This window comes from Pseudomonas sp. PVC-5-1, assembly GCF_057444345.1.
The window spans coordinates 3793405-3816579 of the sequence record NZ_CM172024.1; the positions used below are offsets into that span (position 1 = coordinate 3793405).

Sequence of the window (23175 nt, forward strand, 5' to 3'; positions counted from 1 at the left end):
CTTATGCCAAGCCAATCTGATTTGCGTTACAGCTTCCAGCCGCTGGTTGGAAAAGCTGAATTCGAAGTGGTGTCGTTCGAACTCCGAGAGGGGATCAGCATGCCCTTCGAGCTGGAGCTGAAACTCATCAGCTTCGAAAACGATATCGACTTCGGCCACCTGCTCGACAAGCCCGTACTTTTTACCATCTGGGACGGCGAACGCCCGGTGCGCTACGTGCACGGCCTGGTCAGCCGATTCAGCCAGGCTGAAAGTGGCTTCTACCGCACCTACTATCACGCGCTGGTCGAGCCCCAGCTGGCCCGGGCCGACCTGCGCTCGAACTGGCGCATCTTCCAGCAGAAGACCGTTCCGCAAATTCTCGAGCTGATGCTCCAGCGCCAGGGCATCAACCAGTACGAACTGCGCGCCAGCATGGACCATCAGGTCCGCGAGTTCTGCGTTCAGGCCGGCGAGACGGACCTGGCGTTCATCGCCCGCCTGGCTGCTGAAGAAGGCTTCGTCTACCGCTTTGCGCACAGTGAAAAGCTGCACAAGCTGATCATTACCGATCGGCTGCAATCATTCGGGTTGATCAGCCATGGGACCATCAAGGCCGAGGATGACGACGAGGGCTTCTTTGATGCCGACGAGCCTGTAGACCCTGACAGCGTGCTGTATCAAGCCACCGGCGGTGGCGATCAAGCCATGCCGTGCCTTCGCCGCTTGCGCTACAGCGAGCAGGTGCGCACCGCTCGCCAGGTTCAGCGCGACTACACCTTTACCAACCCGGCCTACCGCCAGGAACACAGAGCTGCCGGGCCCTTCCTGGAGCATCAGTCTACAGAGTACGAATTCTTCGATTACCCAGGCCGTTACAAACGCGATGCGGTCGGCAAGCCGTTCACTGAAAACCGAATCACCGCACTCCGCCACGATGTGCGTATTGCCGAGGTTGAGGGTGACGATGTTCGCCTGCAACCGGGCCTGAGCTTCACCCTGACAGGTCACCCACGTGACGACCTCAACGCGCATTGGCGGGTAAACACGGTTACCCACAAAGGCAAACAATTCACCAGCCTGCAGGAAGAAGCCGCTGGCGCAGATGTAAGCACGCACTACGAGCAGACCGCCGTGCTGGTTCCCGGCCGGACCGAATGGCGCCCTGCCCCACTATCAAAACCACGCGTTGATGGCCCGCACATGGCGACCGTGGTCGGCCCGAAGGGAGAAGAGATCTATTGCGATGAGTGGGGCCGGGTGAAGGTCAGCTTTCCCTGGGACCGTGAAAGCCAGAACAACGAGTTCAGCTCCTGCTGGGTGCGCGTGTCGCAAGGCTGGGCCGGTGGCAGCTGGGGCGCGATGGCGATCCCGCGCATCGGCCAGGACGTGATCATCCAGTACGTCAATGGCGACCCCGACCAGCCGATGATTACCGGGCGCACCTATTGCGGTGACCAGCTCCCGCCCTACGACCTGCCCGACCACAAGACCCGCATGACCATCAAGAGCCAGACCCACAAGGGCGATGGTTTCAATGAACTGCGCTTTGAGGACGAACTGGGCAAGGAAGAGGTGTTCATCCATGCCCAGAAGGACCAGAACACCCAGGTCAACAACAACCAGTCTCTCACCGTCGGTGTTGATCGCACCCAGAGCATTGGCCAGGACGAGTCCGTTGCCATCGGCCGCAATCGCCTGCGCGTGGTGAAAGCCAATGACACCCTGAAAGTCGGCGGCGGCAAAAACGACCTCATCGCCGGCGACTACGAGATCGAAGCAGGCAACACCCTGCGACTCAAGTGCGGCAAGACACTGATCGAGATGCAGGCCAACGGCACGCTCAATATCACCTGCGAGACCTTCAACCTCACCGGGCAACAGACCGGACAGATCAACACGCCCGCAGCGAAGCTCGACCTCAACCCTGAGGGCGGAGCGGCGGGTGCCGCAGCGGATGGACGCGATAGCAGTGCACTGAAAGCTGATGTGGATGGGCATTTCAAGTAGCTGCTTGCACTTGCCCGTACGTAAAGACCTCCTGAAAGGACTCCCGCAATGACGGAATACCTGACTCACGACCTGATCCTCAATCTAGGCGAGGAAGCACCTGAAGACCTCACGCTCAACATGCTGCGCTTTCGTGCCCGAGACACCACGTTGGTAATGGCGCGCAGCCCCGTCGCCAATGACAAGACCCTGGACCAAGCCATCGATGACCAACTGCGGATGCTGCGAAAAAAGTCCGGGGCAATGACCATCACACCCACGAAGATCGCGCGTTTGGGGGGCGGTGAACACTCCGTCGAAGCCCGCGAAATGGCCATTGAATTCAAGGTGGGGGACAAGCCCAATTTCCAGCTCCAGGCCGCCTGCATGATTCCAGGTCAGCACCGGCTGCTGGTGATCAACTACAGCAAGCCAAGCCCTTTGAGCAGCGACGACATCGAGCACTGGCGCGCAATCAAACAAAAGCTCCGGTTCACCTGACCCCTTCACCACCCAGGTCAACCTCATTCAGAACTTTTGGAGCTTGTAAGCCATGGCGCAGATCGTTCACGCCGCCCGCATGGGCGATGAAATATTGCATCCGTCCCTGATCGCCGAAATGGTCAGTGCAGTTGCAGAGGCCGTCATTTATGCCGCAGCCACCGCCGCCGTGGCTGCCGCTATCAGCCTGGCCGTTGTCGGTACTGTCGCGACGGGGGGCGCAGCTGGCATCGCCATCGCCGCCGTTGCGGGAGTTGCGGTCGGTGCGATGAGCACCCTTTCGGTCGGTGAAGACCAGACTGTCGGCGATGCCATCTCCCGCTTTTGCGACAGCCTTGGCAACAGCGTGGATGCACCCGACCCCTATGGAAAGATCGAAAGCGGGTCACACAACGTGTTCGTCAACAGCAAGCCCGCCGCTCGCGCAGCCGGTATTACAGGGCCGCCAGGAGGGGGGGCGGCCGACGCAGAGCAAGCAGAGCCTTCGATTCTGGAGAACGTGGGTTCCATGGCCATGGCGGCGGTGCCCTACCTGTTCCCCGTGGTGGGGCTGGGCATGGCGATACGCGACATCTTCAACCCGCCCGTCACCACGCCAAAGGACCCCGGCGCGGAACCCAAAGAGCAGGACAAGATTTCATGCAGCCGCCACCCGCCTTTGCCCGAAAACCATATTGCGCAAGGGTCGGACAAAGTCTTCATCAACGGCCAGCCTGCGGCGCGATCGGGTGACAAGACCACCTGCGATGCCACGATCGATGTGAATGAGAAGGTATCGCCGAATGTGCGCATTGGCGGCGGGACGGCGACGGTTCGGGATATTCGCAATGGCAAGAGCAAGGTTGCGATGTTTACCGGGATCATTGCGGGGATACTCATTTCACGACGTTTTGGGCGCATCAAAGGTTGTAAATTGGGCAACCCCGTTGCGGTCGCCACGGGTAGCAAGTTCCAGGACGGTCCAGAGGATGTTGATTTCAACTTACCTGGCTTGCTGGGAATCCAATGGGCTCGTAGTTACGACAGTAGAGACTTACGCACCGGCGGCCTGTTCGGAAAGGGCTGGAGTGTTCCTTATGAAGTTGAACTGGTCCGCGTCCCGCATCCTGAAGGCGGCGAGTTGTGGATTTACGTCGATGAAGAAGGCAATCGCCTGGAACTCGGGCGCCTGCGCGCCGGCGATGCCTTTGTCAGTGTTGTGGACGGCTTGGCTTTCTTCCAGTTGGAGGATGGCCAAACAGTTGTCGAGGACATTCATGAGGGGCGCTACAAGGTTTTTGATGTCGACCCGCACGAGCCCAGTCGTTCAAGACTAATCAGGCTGAGCGACCGCAATCTCAATTACATAGATGTGCTTTACGACAAACAAGGTCGCCTTCAAGCACTCTATGACAAGTACGGCCAGACGGTTGTCCAGCTTCACTATGATGCTGCGCATACAAGGCGTGTATGCAAGGTGTCGCGGCTCTTCCTGTCAAATAACGGTGAGCCCGCTATCGAGCGGAACGAGCTGCTGGTCAGCTACGGCTATACCGACAGTGGGCAGTTGCAAGAAGTTCTGGATGCAACGGGCCAGGTGGTGCGTAACTTCGGTTATACCGAAGAGGGCTATCTGAAGCGTCACCAACTGGCCAGCGGCGCCGTCCGCGAGTACGAATGGGCACGCTACACCATTCCTGAAAAACGTCCTACACCAAGACGGGCGGACGGAACACCCTATCGCCTGCCGCCTTTGCTTGAGCCGCAACCTGACCACGAATGGCGGGTGGTTCGTCACTGGGGTAGCGATGGGGAGGAGTACAAGTTCGAGTACAACCTCGAAGAAGGCGAAACCCTCGTAACAGACGGACTGGGACGTATAGACCGCTATTTCTGGGGCCCGCTGTACGACGTTTACAAGCATGTCGATGCACTTGGGAACTGCTGGCAAGCAGAGATCGTCGCCGGCCAGTTGGTCAAACGAACTGATCCGCAGGGCGGCGAGTGGGGATACAGCTATGACGATATCGGGCGTCTGATCGAGACACGTGACCCGCTTGGGCGAAGCGAACGCATAAGCTATCTGCGCCACTGGGCTTTGCCCGTTCAGGTCACAGACGGAGCAGGACGTACCCGGCGCTACGGCTACGATGCTCATGGCAATTTGCTGTGGGAGCAGGACCCACTGGGCCGGAGCACACAGTATCAATACAACCCGGAAGGACGTGTTACCCGCGTAACCGATGCCCTCGAAAAGACCAAGCACCTGGGTTGGAACACCCGTGGCCAGTTGCTCAGCTATCGCGACTGCAGCAACAACCAGACGCTGTACCACTACGACTTGCATGGCCGCCTGAGCGAAAGCATCAATGCCCGCGGAGAGCAGACCCACTTCCGCTATGACGCTCGCGGCTATCTCATAGAAAGCGAACGACCCGATGGTCGTATCGACCGCTACGAAGTTGATACCGCCGGCCAGCTGACGCGCTACATCGATCCCGCGCAAAAGATCTTGCAGTTTCGCTATGACCGCAGCGGCCGCCTGGTAAAACGCACCGATGCCATGGGGTACAGCGTGAAGTTTCGCTACGACGCCTATGGTCGCCTGCTGCAACTCACCAACGAGAATGAAGAGTCCTACACGTTTGGCTGGGACAAACTTGACCGCCTGGTGGCACAACAAGATCTGGATGGAAGTGGCCGGATATACGAGTACGACACACTCGACGGTGTCACCAGCCTAACCCATGTCCCCTCTTCATACGAACAGCCACCCCTCTCCGGCAACGCCCCGCCGACACGGGCCACTTCGATTCGCCATGATTTCCAACGTGATGCCGTTGGCCGTCTGCTGAGCAAACGCACCGAGGATGGCATCACCGACTACAGCTACGACACCGCCGACAACCTGTTGTCCATCACGTTCACGGACAACCAGGGTGAGCAACAGCAGCTTGATTACACCTATGACGCGAACGGGCAGTTGCTCAGCGAAACCAACAGTGCCGGGCTGCTGCAATACCGCTATGACGAACTGGGCAATCTGCAGACGTTGACACTGCCTGACCAGCGTCAACTGAACTACCTGCACTACGGCAGTGGGCACCTTCATCAGATCAACCTGAACGGCCGGGTCATCAGTGACTTCGAGCGCGATGCGGTGCACGACGAAGTATTGCGCACCCAGGGAAGCCTGATCACACGTACCCGCTATGACCAGAGCGGGCGACTGAGCAGCAAGGCCATTCACTATCGCGATGCTTCGGTTGAAGTGCTGCCGTTGCTGGAGAAGAGTTACCGCTATGACAACAGAGACAACCTGATTGCTGAGGTATTGACCCAGACCCAACGTAGTAGCTTTGGCGACATTGCAGCTGATGACATCGCGCATCTTGAGCAGATTATTGGCCATTTTCATCGTTCACCTAACACAGGCAAGAGCTACACCGGTAACAACCGTTATGGCTACGACCCGAACGAGCAGCTACAGAGTACTCACCAGTCTCGCCCCAACTGGCGAGCGACACAGGTTGAGGATTTCAAGTACGACAAGGCTGGCAACCTATTCGACGGACCGAAGCTCCACGGCCTGATCAAGCACAACCGTGTGCTGGTCTATCAGGACAAGCGCTACCGCTATGACCGATTTGGGCGTATGTGTGAAAAACGAATCGGCAGCCATCTAGTGCAGCGCTTCGAGTATGACGCCGAGCAGCGGTTGGTATGCGTGGAGCAAGCGCGATACGGGGAGACCGAACGCATTGTGTTCGGCTACGACCCTCTGGGGCGGCGGATCAGCAAGGCGGTGTACAGGCACGGCGAAGCCGAGCCGGTACGCCATACGCTGTTTCACTGGCAGGGGTTGCGGTTACTGCAGGAGGTGCAAAGCGGGCTGCCCAGCCTTTTTGTCCATGCGAGTTTGTACGGCTATGGGCCGTTGGTACGCATAGACGGGAAACCGGGTCAGGAAGACATACAGTATTTCCACACCAACTTGGCCGAGTTGCCCGAGCAGTTGACGGATGAACAGGGCCATACACTCTGGCGCAGTGACTATCAGGGTTCGGGCGCCATACGGGATGAATGGCACAGTCCACGACAAGAGCGTGAGCAGAATCTGAGATACCAAGGGCAATACCTTGACCGAGAGACGGGGCTTCACTACAACACTTTTAGATTCTATGATCCAGATATAGGCAGGTTTACGCAGGTAGACCCCATAGGTTTGGCTGGCGGCATAAATCTTAATATATACGCCCCAAACACACTAACCCATATCGACCCGCTAGGGCTGGCCGTAGAGCAAATTCCATACGGAAGCGGATTAAGTCAAAATGTAATCAACCAAAGAGCTATCGACGGAAACCACACCGCAGCAAAGACAAATTATGCAGCCATCAGATACACTATTAACGACAAGGAGTACGTAGAAGTAATGAGAAATCACGGACCACTCCACTCAGAAGAAAGACTCATCTCAAAATACGCCAACAGGAAAGAGGTGAAAATTATTGAAATATACTCTGAAAGACGACCCTGTACCGGCTGCAATTCTCTTGTGAATCGCTACTCCGCTAAAAACACATACAGCTTCCAATACAGCAGCTCTGGCAGAAGCCTATTGCAGCAAGCCTTGAACAGCATAAAGAAAACCACTTGCCCGTAGGAGAAAAACATGGAGCTTCCTTTCGTGAAATTTCAAGCCCAATACACCAACATGGAAAATGGTGCAATTGATAATTCCGTCGTACTTTCCGACGTACGGAGCAAAGCCTGTCTATTGCCACCCTACAAAAACAACAAAACAGAGTTCTATAATACGCTATACCACATCCCAGCACTGAATAAGCACTTTGCTTTCTTTGGGCACGACTTCACCGGATGTTTCTTTGTCAACAAAGAGGACTCATCCATCGGATACATGTTTGAAAACGACGAGCTGACCAACACTGCATATTGCAACTCCACAATAAATCTCTTCATAACCTTTCACAACCTATTTATAAACCTAATAACTAGAATAATTAGCATTGAAATATTAGATACCGACAAGCAGATCGCCACACTTGAAAAGCTTTATTCCGAGATAGACAGGAGAGCCATGGCTGATGAGAATAACTTTTGGGTCATGCGCCTCTATGAGTTATCAGAAGATTTTTTCCCGCTGGATGACTCGAGAATAAAACTCTACCAATCATTATAGCAAGCACAACTAGCAATCTCACACACGGACAAGTTCGGGGACAAGGCAGTACTTCATAGAGAACTTTTAAACACGAATAGTGTATATGCGAATGGCTCACGCGGAATTTTGGCTCAAGGCGGTGCGACCCCAGACATCGCCGAAAATGGCGCACGACTTTGGGGAATGCAGCCAACAAAACTAGCTCAACCTGACAACCCAGGAAAAACTCTAGCGGAAACAGATGGCAATTACCATGCTGGAAAACATATACATGGGAAATACAACGACAAACAAATATACCAAATTTTACGAAACGCAAAAAAGAAAGGAATCAACTCTATCCGCATCTTGATGCGACATCACAAGACGCATGGAGACAGGGCGATGGAAAAACTTTTACGCATGCGGTGGATAATGAAAATTACAGCCCCCTTCCTACAGAGCCAAATATTAACCCTAAAAGACGAATTTGATCAATACACCACAATGGTCAGACCTACACTTGAAGCATGCAAACTACACGTTACCGAATGGCGACTCTCACTTGGCAAATCCCTAGAATTAATACCGTTTGAACTTATAATCCCCAGCATACTTAATACAAAATTTCGAGCAATTAGCAAACCCACAAAATCAGACTTGAGATCAAAGAACCTAATGAAGTACGGGCTTGACGCTACCGGAGAACCTATCCTATCAATAGGCCGCCTGGACAAGAATATTGATAAATTTGGCGAAATTGTGAGATTCAAATATGACGACCTGATATTAAACTGTCAAATCTTTCCAGTAGACCACAAAAAGGATAGACTCTCATCTATCACCAAAATAATTCACCAAGAAAACATACAATACTATATAACTATAAACCCACCACACAACTGGAGCATTAGAACAGACCTAATCAAACAAGACAAAATACATAGAAGCACGATCATGGCCGCAACTTGGCATCATCAATTAGATTATGATTTTATTTATAACACCGTAGAAAATCTCGAGAAGATCGTCGTCGGAAATCATATACATTGGTCACCCCTATGAAAACTCCGAACAAGTTAGCCCGAGCGCTCAATGAGCAATATATTGACGCCTTAGCGCCGATTTCTCTGACGTCAATTGCCTCAAAGCCAAGGCTTTGCCCTGGTTCGCGGGTACCACAGGCGCACCTCACCCTACAGCGCTCAATAACTGCCGACGCGCCATCGACAGATTCGACAGCGCAAACAATGTCGTCAGTTGCGTCGTATTCTTGGCCAAGCGGCGATAGCGAGACCGAGTATGACGACGAAGGGTTCTACGAAGATAGCGACGGTCAACTCTAGGTTTCATAGCAAAGCGGCGACAGGCTACCAAGTGACGACCTCAACGTATTGGCGGGTGAACCCGGTTGCACACAAAGGCAAACAACTCACCAGCCTGCAGGAAGAAGCCGCCGGCGCAGATGTAAGCACGCGCTACTAACAGACGGCCGTGCTGGTCCCCGGCCGGACCGAATGGCGCCCTGCCCCACTGCCAAAACTACGCGTTGACGGTCCGCACATAGCTACCGTGGTCGGCCCGAAGGGAGAAGAGATCTATTGCGATGAGTGGGGCCGAGTAAAGGTCAGCTTTCCCTGGGACCGTGAAAGCCAGAACAACGAGTTTAGCTCCTGTTGGGGCGGGTATCCTAAGGCTAGGCCGGTAGCTGCTAGGGCTTGATGAAGAGCTCGGAGACCACACCCCACACCTCGTCCGAGTATTCGTAACGCTTAGCCATCACAGAATGCCTTTCCGTCGATGCCGGGGAATTCTGCAAAGTTTCAGCGTTCGGGGCGGTGATTGGGTTATTTGGGATTTCGTACAAAGCCTGGAAAGGCCCGAATGCCCATGGATCCTGATGGATCTGACTGAAACGAAAAAAGACGCCGAAGCGTCTTTTTTCAATGATTTACAGACTTCCAAAGAACCCTGTAAATCTATATTTGGAGCGGGAAACGAGACTCGAACTCGCGACCCCGACCTTGGCAAGGTCGTGCTCTACCAACTGAGCTATTCCCGCGTCGTGATGGGTGCCATTCTAGCGATTTCTAAAACAGCGTCAACCCCTTGATTCAAAAAAACTTTTATTTCTGCTCAGAGCCTTCGCGCAGGTGCGGCCAGGCGGCCAGCAGGTAGTGCACCATCGACCACAGGGTCAGCCCCGCCGCCACCAGCAGCAGCGCGTAACCGAGGATTACCCAAAAGGTCACCGCCGGCGGGTTGCCCAGCAGGATCACCAGCGCCAGCATCTGTGCCGCGGTTTTCCACTTGCCGAGGTTGGACACCGCCACATGCGCCCGCGCGCCCAGCTCGGCCATCCACTCGCGCAGCGCCGAAACCACGATCTCGCGGCCGATGATCACCGCGGCCGGCAGGGTCAGCCAGAAGTTGGCGTGGGTCTGCACCAGCAGCACCAGGGCCACCGCCACCATCAGCTTGTCGGCCACAGGGTCGAGGAAGGCACCGAACGGCGTGCTCTGCTGCAGGCGGCGCGCCAGGTAGCCGTCCAGCCAGTCGGTGGCGGCGGCAACGGCGAACACGCTGCTGGCGGCCATGTAGCTCCAGTGATAGGGCACATAGAACAGCAGGATGAAGATCGGGATGAGCAGGACGCGTAGAACGGTGAGCAGGTTTGGAATATTCATCGGTACGACTGGCCGCAAGTTGAGCCCGCATTCTACTCGCTATGCAGGCTGGCATAAATCGACTCGGCAAGCTTTTTACTGATGCCGGGTGCTTTGGCGATTTCATCGACACTGGCGCGGTTGAGCTCCTGCAGGCCGCCGAAATGTTTCAGCAGGTCGCGCCGGCGCTTGGGCCCTACCCCGGCCACATCCTCCAGGCTGGACACCCGGCGGGCCTTGCCGCGGCGGGCGCGGTGGCCGGTGATGGCGAAACGGTGGGCCTCGTCGCGAATCTGCTGGATCAGGTGCAAGGCCGGTGAGTCGCCCTTGAGGGTGAACTCATGGTGCACGTCGTTCAGGTACAGGGTTTCGAAACCGGCCTTGCGCGTCACGCCCTTGGCCACGCCAAGCAGGGTCAGGTCGCTGAAGCCCAGCTCCTGCATCACGTCACGGGCCATGTTCAGCTGGCCCTTGCCGCCGTCCACCAGCAGCACGTCAGGCAGCTTGCCCTCGCCGTCCTTGATGCGCCCGTAGCGGCGGGTCAGGGCCTGGTGCATGGCGGCGTAGTCGTCACCAGCGGTGACGCCTTCGATGTTGAAGCGGCGGTAGTCGGACTTGAGCGGGCCTTCGGGGCCGAACACCACGCAGCTGGCCACGGTGGCTTCGCCGCTGGAATGGCTGATGTCGTAGCACTCCAGGCGCTGCGGCACCTCGTCCAGGCCCAGCACCTCGGCCAAGGCCTCGAAACGTGCGGCCATGTGCTGGCGGTTGGCCAGGCGGGCATTGAGCGCCTGCTCGGCGTTGGTCACCGCCAGCTGCTGCCAGCGGGCGCGGGTACCGCGTACCCGGTGGCTGATGGTCAGCTCGCGGCCACGCAGGGTCTGCAGGGCTTCGCTGATGGCTGCGAAGTCTTCGTGCACCACGTTGACGATCAGTTCGCCCGGCAGTTCGCGCTCGGCATTGCCCAGGTAGTACTGGGAAAGGAACGCGGCCATCACTTCGGCCACCTCCTCCTCGATGCCTACCTGCGGGAAGAAGTTCTTGCTGCCCAGCACCCGCCCGCCACGCACGCTGATCAGGTGCACGCAGGCGCCACCGGGGTTGACGAAGGCGGCGATAACGTCAACGTCGCCGCTGCCGCCTTCGATGTACTGCTGGTCCTGGACGCGGCGCAGCAAGGCGATCTGGTCGCGCAACTCGGCGGCCTTCTCGAAATTGAGGGCCATGGCGGCCTTCTCCATCTCGGCATTGAGCTCGTTGCCCAGTTGCTGGCTACGCCCTTCGAGGAACATCACCGAGTGGCGCACATCCTCGGCATATTCCTCGGCGGTCACCAGGCCCGTGCAGGGCCCTTTGCAGCGTTTGATCTGATACTGCAGGCATGGCCGGGTGCGGTTGGCGTAGTAGCTGTCTTCGCACTGGCGCACCGAAAAGGCCTTTTGCAGCAGGCTGAGGCTTTCGCGAATGGCGCCGGCGCTGGGGTACGGGCCAAAGTAGCGGCCCTTGGCCTTCTTCGCCCCACGGTGAATGCCCAGCCGCGGAAACTCGCCGTCGGAAAGGAACACGTAGGGGTAGGATTTGTCATCGCGCAGCAGGATGTTGTACGGCGGCCGCCACTCCTTGATCAGGTTCTGCTCCAGCAGCAGCGCCTCGGTTTCGTTGGCGGTGATGGTGGTTTCGACCTGGGCGATGCGGGCTACCAGCGCGGCGGTCTTGGGCGCCAGGCCGGTCTTGCGGAAATAGCTGGCCAGGCGCTTCTTGAGGTTCTTGGCCTTGCCCACGTAAAGCAGCCGGGCTTCGCCGTCGAACATCCGGTAGACGCCCGGGCGACCACTGCAGGTAGCCAGGAATGCGCTGGCATCGAAAACTTGGGACATGAGGTTTTACAGGCTTGCGTCGACCATGCCGTGGCGAACGGCCAGCAAGGTCAGTTCGACGTCGCTGGTGACCGAGAGTTTTTCAAAGATCCGATAACGGTAAGTATTGACGGTCTTGGGCGAGAGGCACAACTTGTCGGAGATGATCTGCACTTTCTGGCAGCCGACGATCATCAGGGCAATCTGGATTTCCCGTTCCGACAAGGCATCGAACGGCGAGCCCTGTGGCTGGAATGGCTTCAGCGCCATCTGCTGGGCAATCTGGGGGCTGATGTAGCGCTGGCCGGCGAAGGCCAGGCGGATGGCCTGGACCATTTCGTCAAGGCCGGCGCCTTTGGTCAGGTAGCCAGCAGCGCCGGCCTGCAACAGGCGCGTGGGGAACGGGTCTTCCTCGCACACGGTCACGGCAACCACCTTGATGTCCGGGTGGCTGCGCAGCAGCTTGCGGGTGGCCTCCAGGCCGCCGATGCCGGGCATTTTCACGTCCATCAGCACCACATCCGGCTTCAGTTCACGGGCCAGCCTGAGCGCCGACTCGCCCGAATCGCCCTCACCCACCACCTGCAGGCCATCGATGTCGGCCAGCATGCGTGTAATACCGGTTCGTACCAGATCGTGATCGTCGACCACTAAGACCCTAATCAAGCACACACCTCGTCAGCAGGGCGATTGGATCCCGCCACCTTAACAAAATTTTTCACGGCGGACCTAACGCATTCCTTCCGTAAGAAACGCCTGACGTTCAACCGTAAGCGGCCTCACTGCCTGCCGGGATTTGTCGTTGTTGGTCAAACGCCGCAACAAGTGCCAGAGTGCTGCCTGATCGTCGCACGACAACTGCCGGAAAGCCCCCAGCAAACCGGACTCATCGGCGCTCAGCCCCTCGAGCGGTGCCGGGGTGCGGATACCGCTGAGCACATAGAGTGCATCCACGCCCCGGGTTGCCAATGCCGCCAGGTAATCGACCCGCGGCGAGCGTTCACCACTCTCGTATTTGCCCTGGGCATTGGGTTCGACCCCACCGATATCGCCAAACACGCGCTGGGTCATCCCCAGACGCTCACGCTCTTCCCGCAGCCGCGGACCGATTCCATTCATGGGGGGCTCCTTATCCCTGATCACACTCATGTACGGCCTACCCGCCTGCAGGCGGCCGTGAACGCCTGAGGTCACTATGCCGATGCTCACCAGTCGCGACAAGCCATCATTGAGCTATTAGTCGATCGCGCGCTGCATGCGCACAAAGCATTCGTCCTCACCCATTTCGACGAAGCCGTGGCGCTGGTAGAGCACACGCGCCGGGTTGCTGCGAAACACCATCAGCCGCAGCAGCGGCAGGTGCCGCTGGCGGGCCCACAGTGCCAACTGCTCCAGCACCCAGCTGCCGACCCCACGCCGACGGTGCTCGGGTAACAGGTGCAACTCGCGGATGAACAGCGCCTGGCGGTCCTGGCTGAGGCTGCAGAAGCCGAGTACCGCGTCGCCTTCGGTCACCAGCCACTGCTCGCGCCAGCCCCAGGCTTCGTCGAAGGCTTCCTCTAGCCATAGCAGGTCATATTCGCGGTAGTACGGCAGCATGGCGCGGCGCGTGAGGTCGCGGGCGAAGGTGCGGTGGGTGTCGTTGGCGGGGGTCAGTTTCAGGGACATCACATTTCGGACTCTTCGGTTTGCCAGGCCCGGCCCTATCGCCGGCAAGCCAGCTCCCACAGGTACAGCGATAGCCTTGAAGGCAGCGCCGTACCTGTGGAGCAACTGTCTTGTGTTGCCTGTTTTGGCCTCATCGCCGGCAAGCCAGCTCCCACTGGTACAGCGATAGCCTTGAAGGCAGCGCCGTACCTGTGGAGCAACTGTCTTGTGTTGCCTGTTTTGGCCTCATCGCCGGCAAGCCAGCTCCCACTGGTACAGCGATAGCCTTGAAGGCAGCGCTGTACCTGTGGAGCAACTGTCTTGTGTTGCCTGTTTTGGCCTCATCGCCGGCAAGCCAGCTCCCACAGGTACAGCGATAGCCTTGAAGGCAGCGCTGTACCTGTGGAGCAACTGTCTTGTGTTGCCTGTTTTGGCCTCATCGCCGGCAAGCCAGCTCCCACAGGTACAGCGATAGCCTTGAAGGCAGCGCTGTACCTGTGGAGCAACTGTCTTGTGTTGCCTGTTTTGGCCTCATCGCCGGCAAGCCAGCTCCCACAGTTACAACGATAGCCTTGAAGGCAGCGCTGTACCTGTGGAGCAACTGTCTTGTGTTGCCTGTTTTGGCCTCATCGCCGGCAAGCCACACACAGGTACAGCGATAGCCTTGAAGGCAGCACCGTACCTGTGGGAGCTGGCTTGCCGGCGATAGGGCCAGCACAACGAATATCAATCATGGGGCATAGCACACGGGCGAACTACCAGGCCCGCGCCGGTCCAGTTCATCTTCCAGCCATTCAGCCAGCACCCGGGCATTGTTGTGCTCGGTATCCTTGCCCGCATAAAGCAATGTCAGCGTGCCCTTTCCGGCCAGGTCCAGCAGCGGGTACCAGTGCTCGGGGTGGGCCGCCAGCTCTTGCTGGTAACGCTGGGTGAAGCCCGCGAAATCCACTTCACCCTGGTGAAACGCCTTGCGCAACTCATCCGAGGGTGCAACTTCGCGCAACCACTGCGCGTGCAGGTCTTCCTTGCGCTTGTTACGCGGCCAAAGGCGATCGACCAGCACGCGCTGGCCGTCGTCTTGCTCAACCGCATCGTAGACACGCTTGCAGCGAATCATGGGTTTCTCCTGCCACTACCGTCCGTCTTGAGCCTAGATAAATCATTGATCGAGGTCACGGCCAGGTTACGAATTGTTTCTATGCTCAAGGCCTTCGGCACCCTTGCCACACCCCAACCGGAGCCATCATGGCAACCCCTTCACTGGCCAGTCTGCCGCAACTGGCCGAACGCGATGCCCGCCCGCAACTTGCCCACAAGCCCGGGCGTGCCACCCTGGTGTTGTTCTTCGGCCTGTTGCTGGCCGGCATTGCCTACACCGCCTGGAGCCTTAAACAGGATGTGACGGCCAGCGGCACGGTAATAACCACGGTCACACCATTCCTGCTGCTGGGCCTGGCGTTGCTGATTGCCCTGGGCTTCGAGTTCGTCAATGGCTTCCATGACACCGCCAACGCAGTGGCCACCGTTATCTACACCCACTCGTTGCCTGCCCCCGTCGCCGTGGTCTGGTCCGGGCTGTGCAACTTCCTCGGCGTGCTGCTTTCCAGTGGCGCGGTGGCGTTCGGCATCATCGCCCTGCTGCCGGTGGAGCTGATTCTGCAGGTCGGCTCCTCGGCCGGCTTCGCCATGGTCTTCGCCCTGCTGCTGGCGGCGATCATCTGGAACCTCGGCACCTGGTGGCTGGGCCTGCCGGCCTCATCCTCGCACACCCTGATCGGTTCGATCATCGGCGTGGGCGTGGCCAATGCCCTGATGCATGGGCGCGACGGCACCAGTGGCGTGGACTGGGCCCAGGCCAGCAAGGTCGGTTATGCCCTGCTGTTCTCGCCACTGCTCGGCTTTGCCTGTGCCGCCCTGTTGCTGCTGGCACTGCGCGCGCTGGTCAAGCGCAAGGCGCTGTACCAGGCGCCGGAAGGCCAGACACCGCCACCGTGGTGGATCCGCGGCGTACTGATCCTGACCTGCACCGGGGTGTCCTTTGCCCACGGCTCCAACGACGGCCAGAAAGGCATGGGCCTGATCATGCTGATTCTGGTTGGCACCCTGCCGATGGCTTACGCATTGAACAAGACCATGCCCAATGAACAGGCCCTGCAGTTTTCCGCGGTCGCCGAGGTAACCCGCCAGGCACTGGCGCGCGGCGCCCCGCAAGCAGCACCGGCCGACCCACGCCAGGTGCTGACCACGTTCATTGCCGAGCCCAAGGCCAACCCGCAACTGATACCGGCGCTGGCGGCGCTGACCGGCATGATCGGCGAAGAGGTCAAAGGTTATGGCTCGCTCAAGCGGGTACCGGCCGAAGCCATGGCCAACGTGCGCAACGACATGTACCTGACCAGCGAAGCCATCCGCCTGCTCGAGAAGAACCAGCTGGTGGTGTTCGATGCAGGCACGCGCCGCCAGGTGCTGCTGTTCAAGACCCAGCTGGACGACGCCACCCGCTACATCCCGCTGTGGGTGAAAGTGGCCGTGGCCATCGCACTGGGGCTGGGCACCATGGTCGGCTGGCGGCGCATCGTGGTGACGGTAGGCGAGAAGATCGGCAAGACCCACCTCAGCTATGCCCAGGGGGCTTCGGCCGAAGTGGTGGCAATGTGCACCATTGGTGCGGCGGACATGTTCGGGTTGCCGGTGTCGACTACCCATGTACTGAGTTCCGGGGTGGCCGGGACCATGGTGGCCAACGGGTCGGGGATTCAGAAGCGCACGCTGGTCAACCTGCTGATGGCCTGGGTGCTGACCTTGCCGGCAGCGATGCTGTTGGCCGGCAGCCTGTACTGGCTGCTGCACCACATCTTCTGAGCCTGAAAACAGTTTCGCCTTCACTGCCCCTATCGCCGGCAAGCCAGCTCCCACAGGAACACCACAGACCTCAAGCCCTGTGCATTACCTGTGGGAGCCGGCTTGCCGGCGATAGGGCCCTTACAGCCAACCTCAACCTGGAATTTTCAGCCCGCGTTGCACGGCCGGCCGCTCGAGGAACGCCGCGAGCACCCGCTGCACTTCCTTGAACTGATCGAAGCCAACCAGGTCTCGGGCGTTGTAACGCTCAACCAGGTTACGCACCCACGGGAAGATCGCGATATCGGCGATGCTGTACTCGTTGACCATCCATTCCCGGCCTTTCAGATGCCGGTCCAGAACACCGAGCAGGCGCTTGGACTCGTTGACATAACGGTCCCGCGGGCGCTTGTCCTCGTATTCCTTGCCAGCAAAGAAATGGAAGAACCCGACCTGGCCAAACATCGGCCCGATCCCACCCATCTGGAACATCAACCACTGCAAGGTCTGGTAACGCTGGGCCGGGTCCTGGCTGAGCAACTGGCCGCTCTTCTCTGCCAGGTACTGCAGGATCGCCCCCGACTCGAACAGCGGCAGCGGCCGGCAGCCAGGGCCATTGGGGTCGAGGATGGCGGGGATCTTGTTGTTGGCGCTGAGCGAGATGAACTCGGGGCTCAGCTGGTCATCGTTGTCGAAGCTGACCTTGTGCGGCTCATAGGCCAGGCCGATCTCTTCAAGCATGATCGACACCTTGACGCCGTTGGGCGTCGGCAACGAATACAGCTGCAGGCGCTCGGGGTGTCTGGCGGGCCACTTGCGGGTAATGGGGAAAGCACTGAGATCGGTCATGATCAACTTTGCCTGGGGAATGAATCTCTCACTCTAGAGACATCCCCGGCCGCTGACCATCACCGACCACTCATCAGCACCGGCGGCTCAGGCCTGGCCGTGGGCCTTGAGCTTGAGCTTTTCGGTATCGACGCGAACGAACACCGAGTCGGCAGTCACTGTCAGCACATCGTCGGCCCAGACTTCGCAGAGCACCCGGGTCTTGCGCCCTACTTCACCTTCCACACGCGCCTTGAGCAACAATTCGACCCCCATGGGCGTGGGCTTGAGGTAGTTCAGGCCAAGGCTGCCAGTGACACAGTCGATGCGCGGCAGGCTGCCCGCTTCGCGACCTTCGTTGCGGTAGTGGTAAGCCATTGCCGTCCAGTTGGAGTGGCAGTCGACCAGCATCGCCAGCAGCCCGCCGTAGACCAGGCCGGGCCAGCCGATGAAGGTGCTGTCGGGCGCGTGCCGGCACACCAGGTGGATGCCGTCGGCGTCCCAATGGCTTTGCAGGTGCAGGCCGCTGGGGTGGGAACAACCGCAGCCGTAGCAAGTGCCGTCGGGTGCGGCGAGGGCCTGGAGGGAAAGGGAGTGGTCGTTCATACGCTTCCTGTGCTTATTGATATGGGGGGGCGCGCAACGCCCCCACATTAAAACAGAAACATCAGGCCGTCTGGGCAACCACCCTGGCGCGCCGCTGGGTCAGCGAAACCAGCAGTATGAACGCGGTCACCCCGGCGGTCATCAGCGTCTCGTAGCGGTAGGCATCGCTGAACAGCATGTAGCCCAGCACCATGACGATGGTGCCGATCACCAGCCAGGTCAGCCATGGGAACAGCCACATCTTCAGCTCCAGCGGCCGCCCTTCGCGCTCGGCACGGGCCCGCATGCGCAGCTGCGAAACGGCAATCACCAGGTACACCAGCAAGGCGATGGCGCCGGTGGTGGACAGCAGGAAGCCGAATACCTTGCCCGGGAACACATAGTTGACGAAGCACCCGGCAAAGCCGGCCAGGGTCGAGAAGATGACCGCCACGGTCGGTACGCCCGAGCCGGAGATACGCTTGGTAACGCTCAGCGCCTGGCCACGGGCGCCCAGCGAATAGAGCATGCGCGACGCAGTGTACAGGCCCGAGTTCATGCAACTGGTCACGGCAACCAGCACCACGATATCCACCAGCAGCTTGGCGCCCGGCACGTTCAGCACTTCCAGCACGCGCTGGAACGAACCTACCGCTTTGAGGCCCGGGTCGTTCCACGCCACAAGCGACACCACAAGGAAGATCGACGCCAGGTAGAAGATGGCGATGCGGTACACAACAAGGTTGGTAGCGCGGCGGATCTTGTCTTTCGGGTTGGCGGTTTCGTCAGCGGCAATGGTGACGATTTCGGCGCCGAAGAACGAGAAGATGGTGATCAGCACGCCACCGAGCACGGTGCCGAAACCGTTGGGCATGAAGCCGCCGTTGTCCCACAACCGGCTGACCCCGGACACCTCGGCCAGCGGCCATACGCCGAATACCGCCAGGCTGCAGACCACGATGAAGGCGATGATCGCCACCACCTTGACCAGCGCGAACCAGTACTCGAAGGCACCGAAATTCTTCACGCTGATCAGGTTGGTACCCGACAGCACCAGCATGATCAGGAAGGCGAACAGCCACGACGGCACGCCAGGGAAGTAGGCATGCAGGATGTCGGCGCCGGCAATGGCCTCGACCGGAATGATCAGTACCCAGAACCACCAGTACAGCCAGCCGATGGTAAAGCCCGCCCAAGGGCCGATGGCTTCGGAGGCATAGGTGGAAAACGAGCCGCTGTTGGGGTTGGCGATGGCCATTTCACCCAGCATGCGCATCACCAGCAAGACCAGCAGACCGGTCATGGCGTAGGAGATGAGGATGGCCGGGCCGGCGGTGGCGATGGCGTTGGAAGAACCGATGAACAGGCCGGCGCCGATGATGCCGGCGATGGAGATCATGGATACCTGACGGGACGTCAGGCCGTGCTGCAGGGAGCGCTGTTTGTTGTTGTTTGGCGAAGCCATGAAGAACCCTCGAATGGGTCGGCCGCAGCGGGGCGGCTGAAGACTGGAGCAGAATTCTTATAAATTTCTGATGTTCGTTTTTGTTGTTTTGCAGATGCCGGAAGCGGGTACTGACCTCCTCTTCGCACGACCGGTTGTAATCGTTGATCCAGGTCAGTATTAATCTATAGGCCGAGGTCAACAAACGACCTTTTCGAAACACATGATTCCGTTATGGAATGAACTCCTTCCTTTTTTGCTCGGTATTTGCCCGTCATGTCCAAACGCCTGATGCCTTCGACCACCGCCCTTCAGTGCTTCGAAGCGGCCGCCCGCCACCTCAGCTTCACCCGCGCGGCCCAGGAACTGCACCTGACCCAGAGCGCCGTCAGCAAGCAGGTGGCGCAGCTCGAGGACATGCTGTCGCACTCGCTGTTCCAGCGCATTCGCCGGCGCCTGCACCTGACCCCGGCTGGCGCGCTGTACCTCACCGAAGTGAACAAGATCCTCACCCAGATCGACATTTCCAGCCGCTACATCCTCAGCTACGGCGACGAGACCGAAGTGCTGCGCATCGCCACCCAGCCCACCTTCGGCGCGCGCTGGCTGGTACCCCGGCTGAAGGGTTTTGGCGACCGCTACCCGCGCATTCACCTGGATATCCGCAATGAGCTGGAGCCGTTCGACCTGGTGCAGGCCAAGGCCGACATTGCGTTTTTCTTCGGCCAGGGCACCTGGCCCGGGGCAACCTGCATCGAACTGTTCAGCGAGGAAGTCGTGCCGGTGTGCAGTCCGCAGCTGCTGGCCAACCACCGGTTCGACAGCGCCCAGGCGCTGACCGAACACCGCCTGTTGCAGTGCGTGTCGCGCCCGGAGGCCTGGCATGAATGGTTCCTGGGGCTGGGGCTGCATAGCCAGAACAGCTACCACGGGCCCCGCTTCGACACGTTCTACCTGTGCATTCGCGCAGCCATTGCCGGCTGCGGCATCGCCCTGATCCCGCGCTACCTGGTGGCCGAAGAGTTGAGCGAGGGCAAGCTGGTGGTGGCCTGGGACCACCCGGTGGCGAGCAATGGCCGGCACTTCATCGCCCATGCCGAGCATGCGGCCGAAGTGCCCAAGGTCAGGGCATTCGTGCAGTGGATTCGGGAGCGGGTGGCCGAGGGGGATTGATTACTTCCTGCACTGGCCCTATCGCCGGCAAGCCAGCTCCCACAAGTACTCCACAGCCATCAAGACCTGTGCCTTACCTGTGGGAGCTGGCTTGCCGGCGATAGGGCCGGAATGGCAGATACAAAAATCAGCCAGTTCACGAATCCAGGGAATGACCGCAATCGAATAATTCGTTTGCGGAATAACCTGCCAACACGCTTGGATAATAAGAAATTCGAACAAAGGTCCGCGTGCCCATGAATCAGGAAAGTATCAGCCAATCCATTGCCATCGTTCACCCGATCACACTTTCCCATGGCCGCAATGCCGAAGTCTGGGACACCGACGGCAAACGTTACATCGACTTCGTCGGTGGTATCGGTGTACTCAACCTGGGCCACTGCAACCCGGCCGTGGTCGAGGCGATCCAGGCCCAGGCCGCTCGCCTTACCCACTACGCCTTCAACGCAGCCCCCCACGGCCCATACCTGGCGCTGATGGAGCAACTGAGCCAGTTCGTACCGGTCAGCTACCCATTGGCCGGCATGCTCACCAACAGCGGCGCGGAAGCTGCAGAAAACGCCCTGAAAGTGGCCCGTGGTGCCACCGGCAAACGCGCCATCATCGCCTTCGACGGCGGCTTCCACGGTCGCACCCTGGCCACCCTGAACCTCAACGGCAAGGTCGCCCCGTACAAGCAGCGGGTCGGTGAACTGCCGGGGCCGGTGTACCACCTGCCCTACCCCAGCGCCGACACCGGGGTTACCTGCGAACAGGCCCTCAAGGCCATGGACCGCCTGTTCAGCGTCGAGCTGGCAGTGGAAGACGTGGCGGCGTTCATCTTCGAGCCGGTGCAGGGCGAAGGCGGCTTCCTCGCCCTTGACCCAGCCTTCGCCCAGGCCCTGCGCCGCTTCTGCGACGAGCGCGGCATCCTGATCATCATCGACGAGATCCAGTCAGGTTTCGGCCGCACCGGCCAGCGCTTCGCCTTCCCGCGCCTGGGTATCGAGCCCGACCTGCTGCTGCTGGCCAAGAGCATTGCTGGCGGCATGCCGCTGGGTGCGGTGGTTGGGCGCAAGGAGTTGATGGCAGCGCTGCCCAAGGGCGGCCTGGGTGGCACCTACTCAGGCAACCCGATCGCCTGCGCAGCGGCCCTGGCCAGCCTGGCGCAGATGACCGACGAGGCCGTCGCTACCTGGGGTGAGCGCCAGGAGCAGGCAATCGTGCGCCGCTTCGAGCATTGGAAGGCCTCGGGACTGAGCCCGTTCATCGGCCGCCTCACCGGCGTCGGCGCGATGCGCGGGATCGAGTTCGTCAATGCCGACGGCAACCCGGCACCGGCGCAACTGGCCAAGGTGATGGAAGCGGCGCGGGCCAAGGGCCTGTTGCTGATGCCCAGCGGCAAGGCGCGGCACATCATCCGCCTGCTGGCACCGCTGACCATCGAGGCCGAAGTGCTCGAGGAGGGCCTGGATATCCTCGAGCAGTGCCTGGCGGAGCTGGGCTCCTGAGAGGAACGGGGGCTTAAAGACCCAGTTCCTGCGGGGTAAGCATGTCGGACTCGAAGGCGATCCAGCCGCCTTCGAGTTCGGCGTGGCCGTTGACGATCGGGCCGTAGTAGGTCAGGCCGTTCTCCAGGGTCACGCAGATGTGCGTGGCGTTCTTTTCGGGGGCTGCGAGCGTACCGACGAAATGCACCTTCTTCAGCCTTTCGGTCACCGCTTCCAGGCCAACGCGCATGTTGGGGTTTTCCGAGGCTTCGGCGTCGCCGCCACGGTCTTCGGCGCTGACGGTGATGGTGGCCATGTACGGGTACTTGGTGCTCAAGCGGGTTACCTCTGTGGGTGTGTAGGCGTATGGGCGCGTAGAGTACGGCAGGTGGTCTCCATTGTCTCTACTGGCCTCTTCGCGGGTAAACCCGCTCCTACAGGGACCGCACATTGCCCAAGGCCTGCGCAGTACCTGTGGGAGCGGGTTTACCCGCGAAGAGGCCGGGCCTGCAAAAGGTGATCTGAAGGGCCCGATCTGTTAGGGTGCCCGCCGATGCACGCCACACCACACGAGGATCCCGAGTGAGCGCCGAAGAACCCCTGATCGCCGACCTGTTCGAGGTCGACAAACGCCTGTCCCTCAAGCCCGTGGTGGACTTCAACAGCTACCTGCGCAACGCCTTCGGCGAAGGCCCGTGCCGTTGCCATCGCTGCACCGAAGGGGGCGACCAAGGCACCTACAGCCACGCCCACACCTTCACCTTCGACGGCCGCCAATGGCACCGCCGCTTTGCCAGCACCTCCGGCAGCGACGTCGCCCAGGCCCTGAAAAAGGCCTGGCTTTCGTACACCAAGGCCGATCTCAACCTGGTCGGCGCACTGGACCTGGCCACTCTCAAGACCTTCACCGAAGCCGCCCTGCACACGCGCCTGCTGGCCCTGCTGCCAGCCAGCGGCCTGGCCCGCGAAGTGGATGGCCAGTGGCAGCTGCAAGCCCAGGCCGACTGACGGCCCGGCGGTAAAGCAGGATTCTCCCGTTCTGCTACCGTGGGAG

19 protein-coding genes, 1 tRNA gene and 2 pseudogenes are annotated in these 23175 nt (G+C 59.5%); 10 read left to right on the forward strand and 12 right to left on the reverse strand.

Annotation, left to right across the window (positions count from 1 at the left end; genetic code table 11):
• The first annotated feature begins 3 nt into the window (after positions 1 to 3).
• The 5 genes from AC2T3R_RS17440 to AC2T3R_RS17460 all read left to right on the forward strand — a co-directional run bounded on the left by AC2T3R_RS17440 (position 4) and on the right by AC2T3R_RS17460 (position 8677).
• The gene (locus tag AC2T3R_RS17440) at positions 4 to 1989 is read left to right on the forward strand and encodes a type VI secretion system Vgr family protein (RefSeq protein WP_486744022.1); all 1986 of its coding nucleotides are present in this window, start codon (positions 4 to 6) and stop codon (positions 1987 to 1989) included.
• A gap of 48 nt (positions 1990 to 2037) precedes the next feature.
• Positions 2038 to 2469, forward strand: coding sequence for a DcrB-related protein (locus AC2T3R_RS17445; protein ID WP_054572461.1), 432 nt, complete (start codon positions 2038 to 2040; stop codon positions 2467 to 2469).
• Positions 2470 to 2521: 52 nt separating this feature from the next.
• Complete coding sequence (locus AC2T3R_RS17450; RefSeq protein ID WP_486744023.1) at positions 2522 to 7114, forward strand: RHS repeat-associated core domain-containing protein; 4593 nt, start codon at positions 2522 to 2524, stop codon at positions 7112 to 7114.
• A 9-nt stretch (positions 7115 to 7123) separates the two neighbouring features.
• A complete protein-coding gene (locus tag AC2T3R_RS17455) occupies positions 7124 to 7651 on the forward strand; it encodes a hypothetical protein (protein WP_015271034.1) in 528 nt (175 codons plus the stop codon).
• Between the two features lie 165 nt (positions 7652 to 7816).
• Positions 7817 to 8677, forward strand: coding sequence for a hypothetical protein (locus AC2T3R_RS17460; protein ID WP_486744024.1), 861 nt, complete (start codon positions 7817 to 7819; stop codon positions 8675 to 8677).
• A gap of 126 nt (positions 8678 to 8803) precedes the next feature.
• Here AC2T3R_RS17460 and AC2T3R_RS17465 read toward each other — a convergent pair.
• A pseudogene (locus AC2T3R_RS17465) lies at positions 8804 to 8908 on the reverse strand (IS5/IS1182 family transposase); the annotation flags it as partial.
• Positions 8909 to 8985: 77 nt separating this feature from the next.
• Here AC2T3R_RS17465 and AC2T3R_RS17470 point away from each other — a divergent pair.
• Positions 8986 to 9292, forward strand: a pseudogene (locus AC2T3R_RS17470) (type VI secretion system Vgr family protein); the annotation flags it as partial.
• A 306-nt stretch (positions 9293 to 9598) separates the two neighbouring features.
• Here AC2T3R_RS17470 and AC2T3R_RS17475 read toward each other — a convergent pair.
• The 7 genes from AC2T3R_RS17475 to AC2T3R_RS17505 form a co-directional block, all read right to left on the reverse strand.
• A tRNA-Gly gene (locus tag AC2T3R_RS17475) sits at positions 9599 to 9674 on the reverse strand.
• 64 nt (positions 9675 to 9738) lie between these two features.
• The gene (gene pgsA / locus AC2T3R_RS17480; protein WP_025339908.1) at positions 9739 to 10299 is read right to left on the reverse strand and encodes a CDP-diacylglycerol--glycerol-3-phosphate 3-phosphatidyltransferase; all 561 of its coding nucleotides are present in this window, start codon (positions 10297 to 10299) and stop codon (positions 9739 to 9741) included.
• Between the two features lie 32 nt (positions 10300 to 10331).
• Entirely contained in the window at positions 10332 to 12155 is a 1824-nt protein-coding gene (uvrC, locus tag AC2T3R_RS17485) for an excinuclease ABC subunit UvrC (protein WP_013973365.1), read from the reverse strand.
• 6 nt (positions 12156 to 12161) lie between these two features.
• The gene (gene gacA, locus AC2T3R_RS17490; protein WP_015271036.1) at positions 12162 to 12800 is read right to left on the reverse strand and encodes a response regulator transcription factor GacA; all 639 of its coding nucleotides are present in this window, start codon (positions 12798 to 12800) and stop codon (positions 12162 to 12164) included.
• 63 nt (positions 12801 to 12863) lie between these two features.
• Entirely contained in the window at positions 12864 to 13253 is a 390-nt protein-coding gene (locus tag AC2T3R_RS17495; RefSeq protein WP_247846222.1) for a helix-turn-helix domain-containing protein, read from the reverse strand.
• A gap of 117 nt (positions 13254 to 13370) precedes the next feature.
• Positions 13371 to 13802 carry a GNAT family N-acetyltransferase gene (locus tag AC2T3R_RS17500; protein ID WP_486744025.1) on the reverse strand — a complete coding sequence of 144 codons (432 nt, stop codon included), beginning with the start codon at positions 13800 to 13802 and terminating at the stop codon, positions 13371 to 13373.
• A gap of 709 nt (positions 13803 to 14511) precedes the next feature.
• A complete protein-coding gene (locus AC2T3R_RS17505) occupies positions 14512 to 14898 on the reverse strand; it encodes a DUF488 domain-containing protein (protein ID WP_486744026.1) in 387 nt (128 codons plus the stop codon).
• A gap of 128 nt (positions 14899 to 15026) precedes the next feature.
• Between AC2T3R_RS17505 and AC2T3R_RS17510 the strand changes: the two genes are divergently transcribed.
• Complete coding sequence (locus tag AC2T3R_RS17510) at positions 15027 to 16643, forward strand: inorganic phosphate transporter (protein ID WP_486744027.1); 1617 nt, start codon at positions 15027 to 15029, stop codon at positions 16641 to 16643.
• 132 nt (positions 16644 to 16775) lie between these two features.
• Here the strand turns inward: AC2T3R_RS17510 and AC2T3R_RS17515 are convergent, their stop codons facing one another.
• The 3 genes from AC2T3R_RS17515 to AC2T3R_RS17525 form a co-directional block, all read right to left on the reverse strand.
• The gene (locus AC2T3R_RS17515) at positions 16776 to 17471 is read right to left on the reverse strand and encodes a glutathione S-transferase N-terminal domain-containing protein (RefSeq protein WP_486744028.1); all 696 of its coding nucleotides are present in this window, start codon (positions 17469 to 17471) and stop codon (positions 16776 to 16778) included.
• Positions 17472 to 17558: 87 nt separating this feature from the next.
• Positions 17559 to 18056: a PaaI family thioesterase gene (locus tag AC2T3R_RS17520; RefSeq protein WP_015271042.1), complete on the reverse strand. Its 498-nt coding sequence runs from the start codon at positions 18054 to 18056 to the stop codon at positions 17559 to 17561.
• A gap of 61 nt (positions 18057 to 18117) precedes the next feature.
• A complete protein-coding gene (locus tag AC2T3R_RS17525) occupies positions 18118 to 19500 on the reverse strand; it encodes an amino acid permease (RefSeq protein WP_054572495.1) in 1383 nt (460 codons plus the stop codon).
• A 255-nt stretch (positions 19501 to 19755) separates the two neighbouring features.
• On the opposite strand from AC2T3R_RS17525, the gene gcvA reads away from it, so the two are divergent.
• Complete coding sequence (gene gcvA, locus AC2T3R_RS17530; RefSeq protein WP_015271044.1) at positions 19756 to 20652, forward strand: transcriptional regulator GcvA; 897 nt, start codon at positions 19756 to 19758, stop codon at positions 20650 to 20652.
• Between the two features lie 236 nt (positions 20653 to 20888).
• Positions 20889 to 22142 (forward strand): 2-aminoadipate transaminase, encoded by a 1254-nt coding sequence (locus AC2T3R_RS17535; protein WP_486744029.1) that lies wholly within the window; start codon positions 20889 to 20891, stop codon positions 22140 to 22142.
• Positions 22143 to 22155: 13 nt separating this feature from the next.
• Here AC2T3R_RS17535 and AC2T3R_RS17540 read toward each other — a convergent pair whose 3' ends face one another.
• A complete protein-coding gene (locus AC2T3R_RS17540) occupies positions 22156 to 22458 on the reverse strand; it encodes a hypothetical protein (RefSeq protein ID WP_486744030.1) in 303 nt (100 codons plus the stop codon).
• 245 nt (positions 22459 to 22703) lie between these two features.
• Here AC2T3R_RS17540 and AC2T3R_RS17545 point away from each other — a divergent pair, with 245 nt between their 5' ends.
• Entirely contained in the window at positions 22704 to 23129 is a 426-nt protein-coding gene (locus AC2T3R_RS17545) for a hypothetical protein (RefSeq protein WP_015271047.1), read from the forward strand.
• The last annotated feature ends 46 nt before the right edge of the window (positions 23130 to 23175 follow it).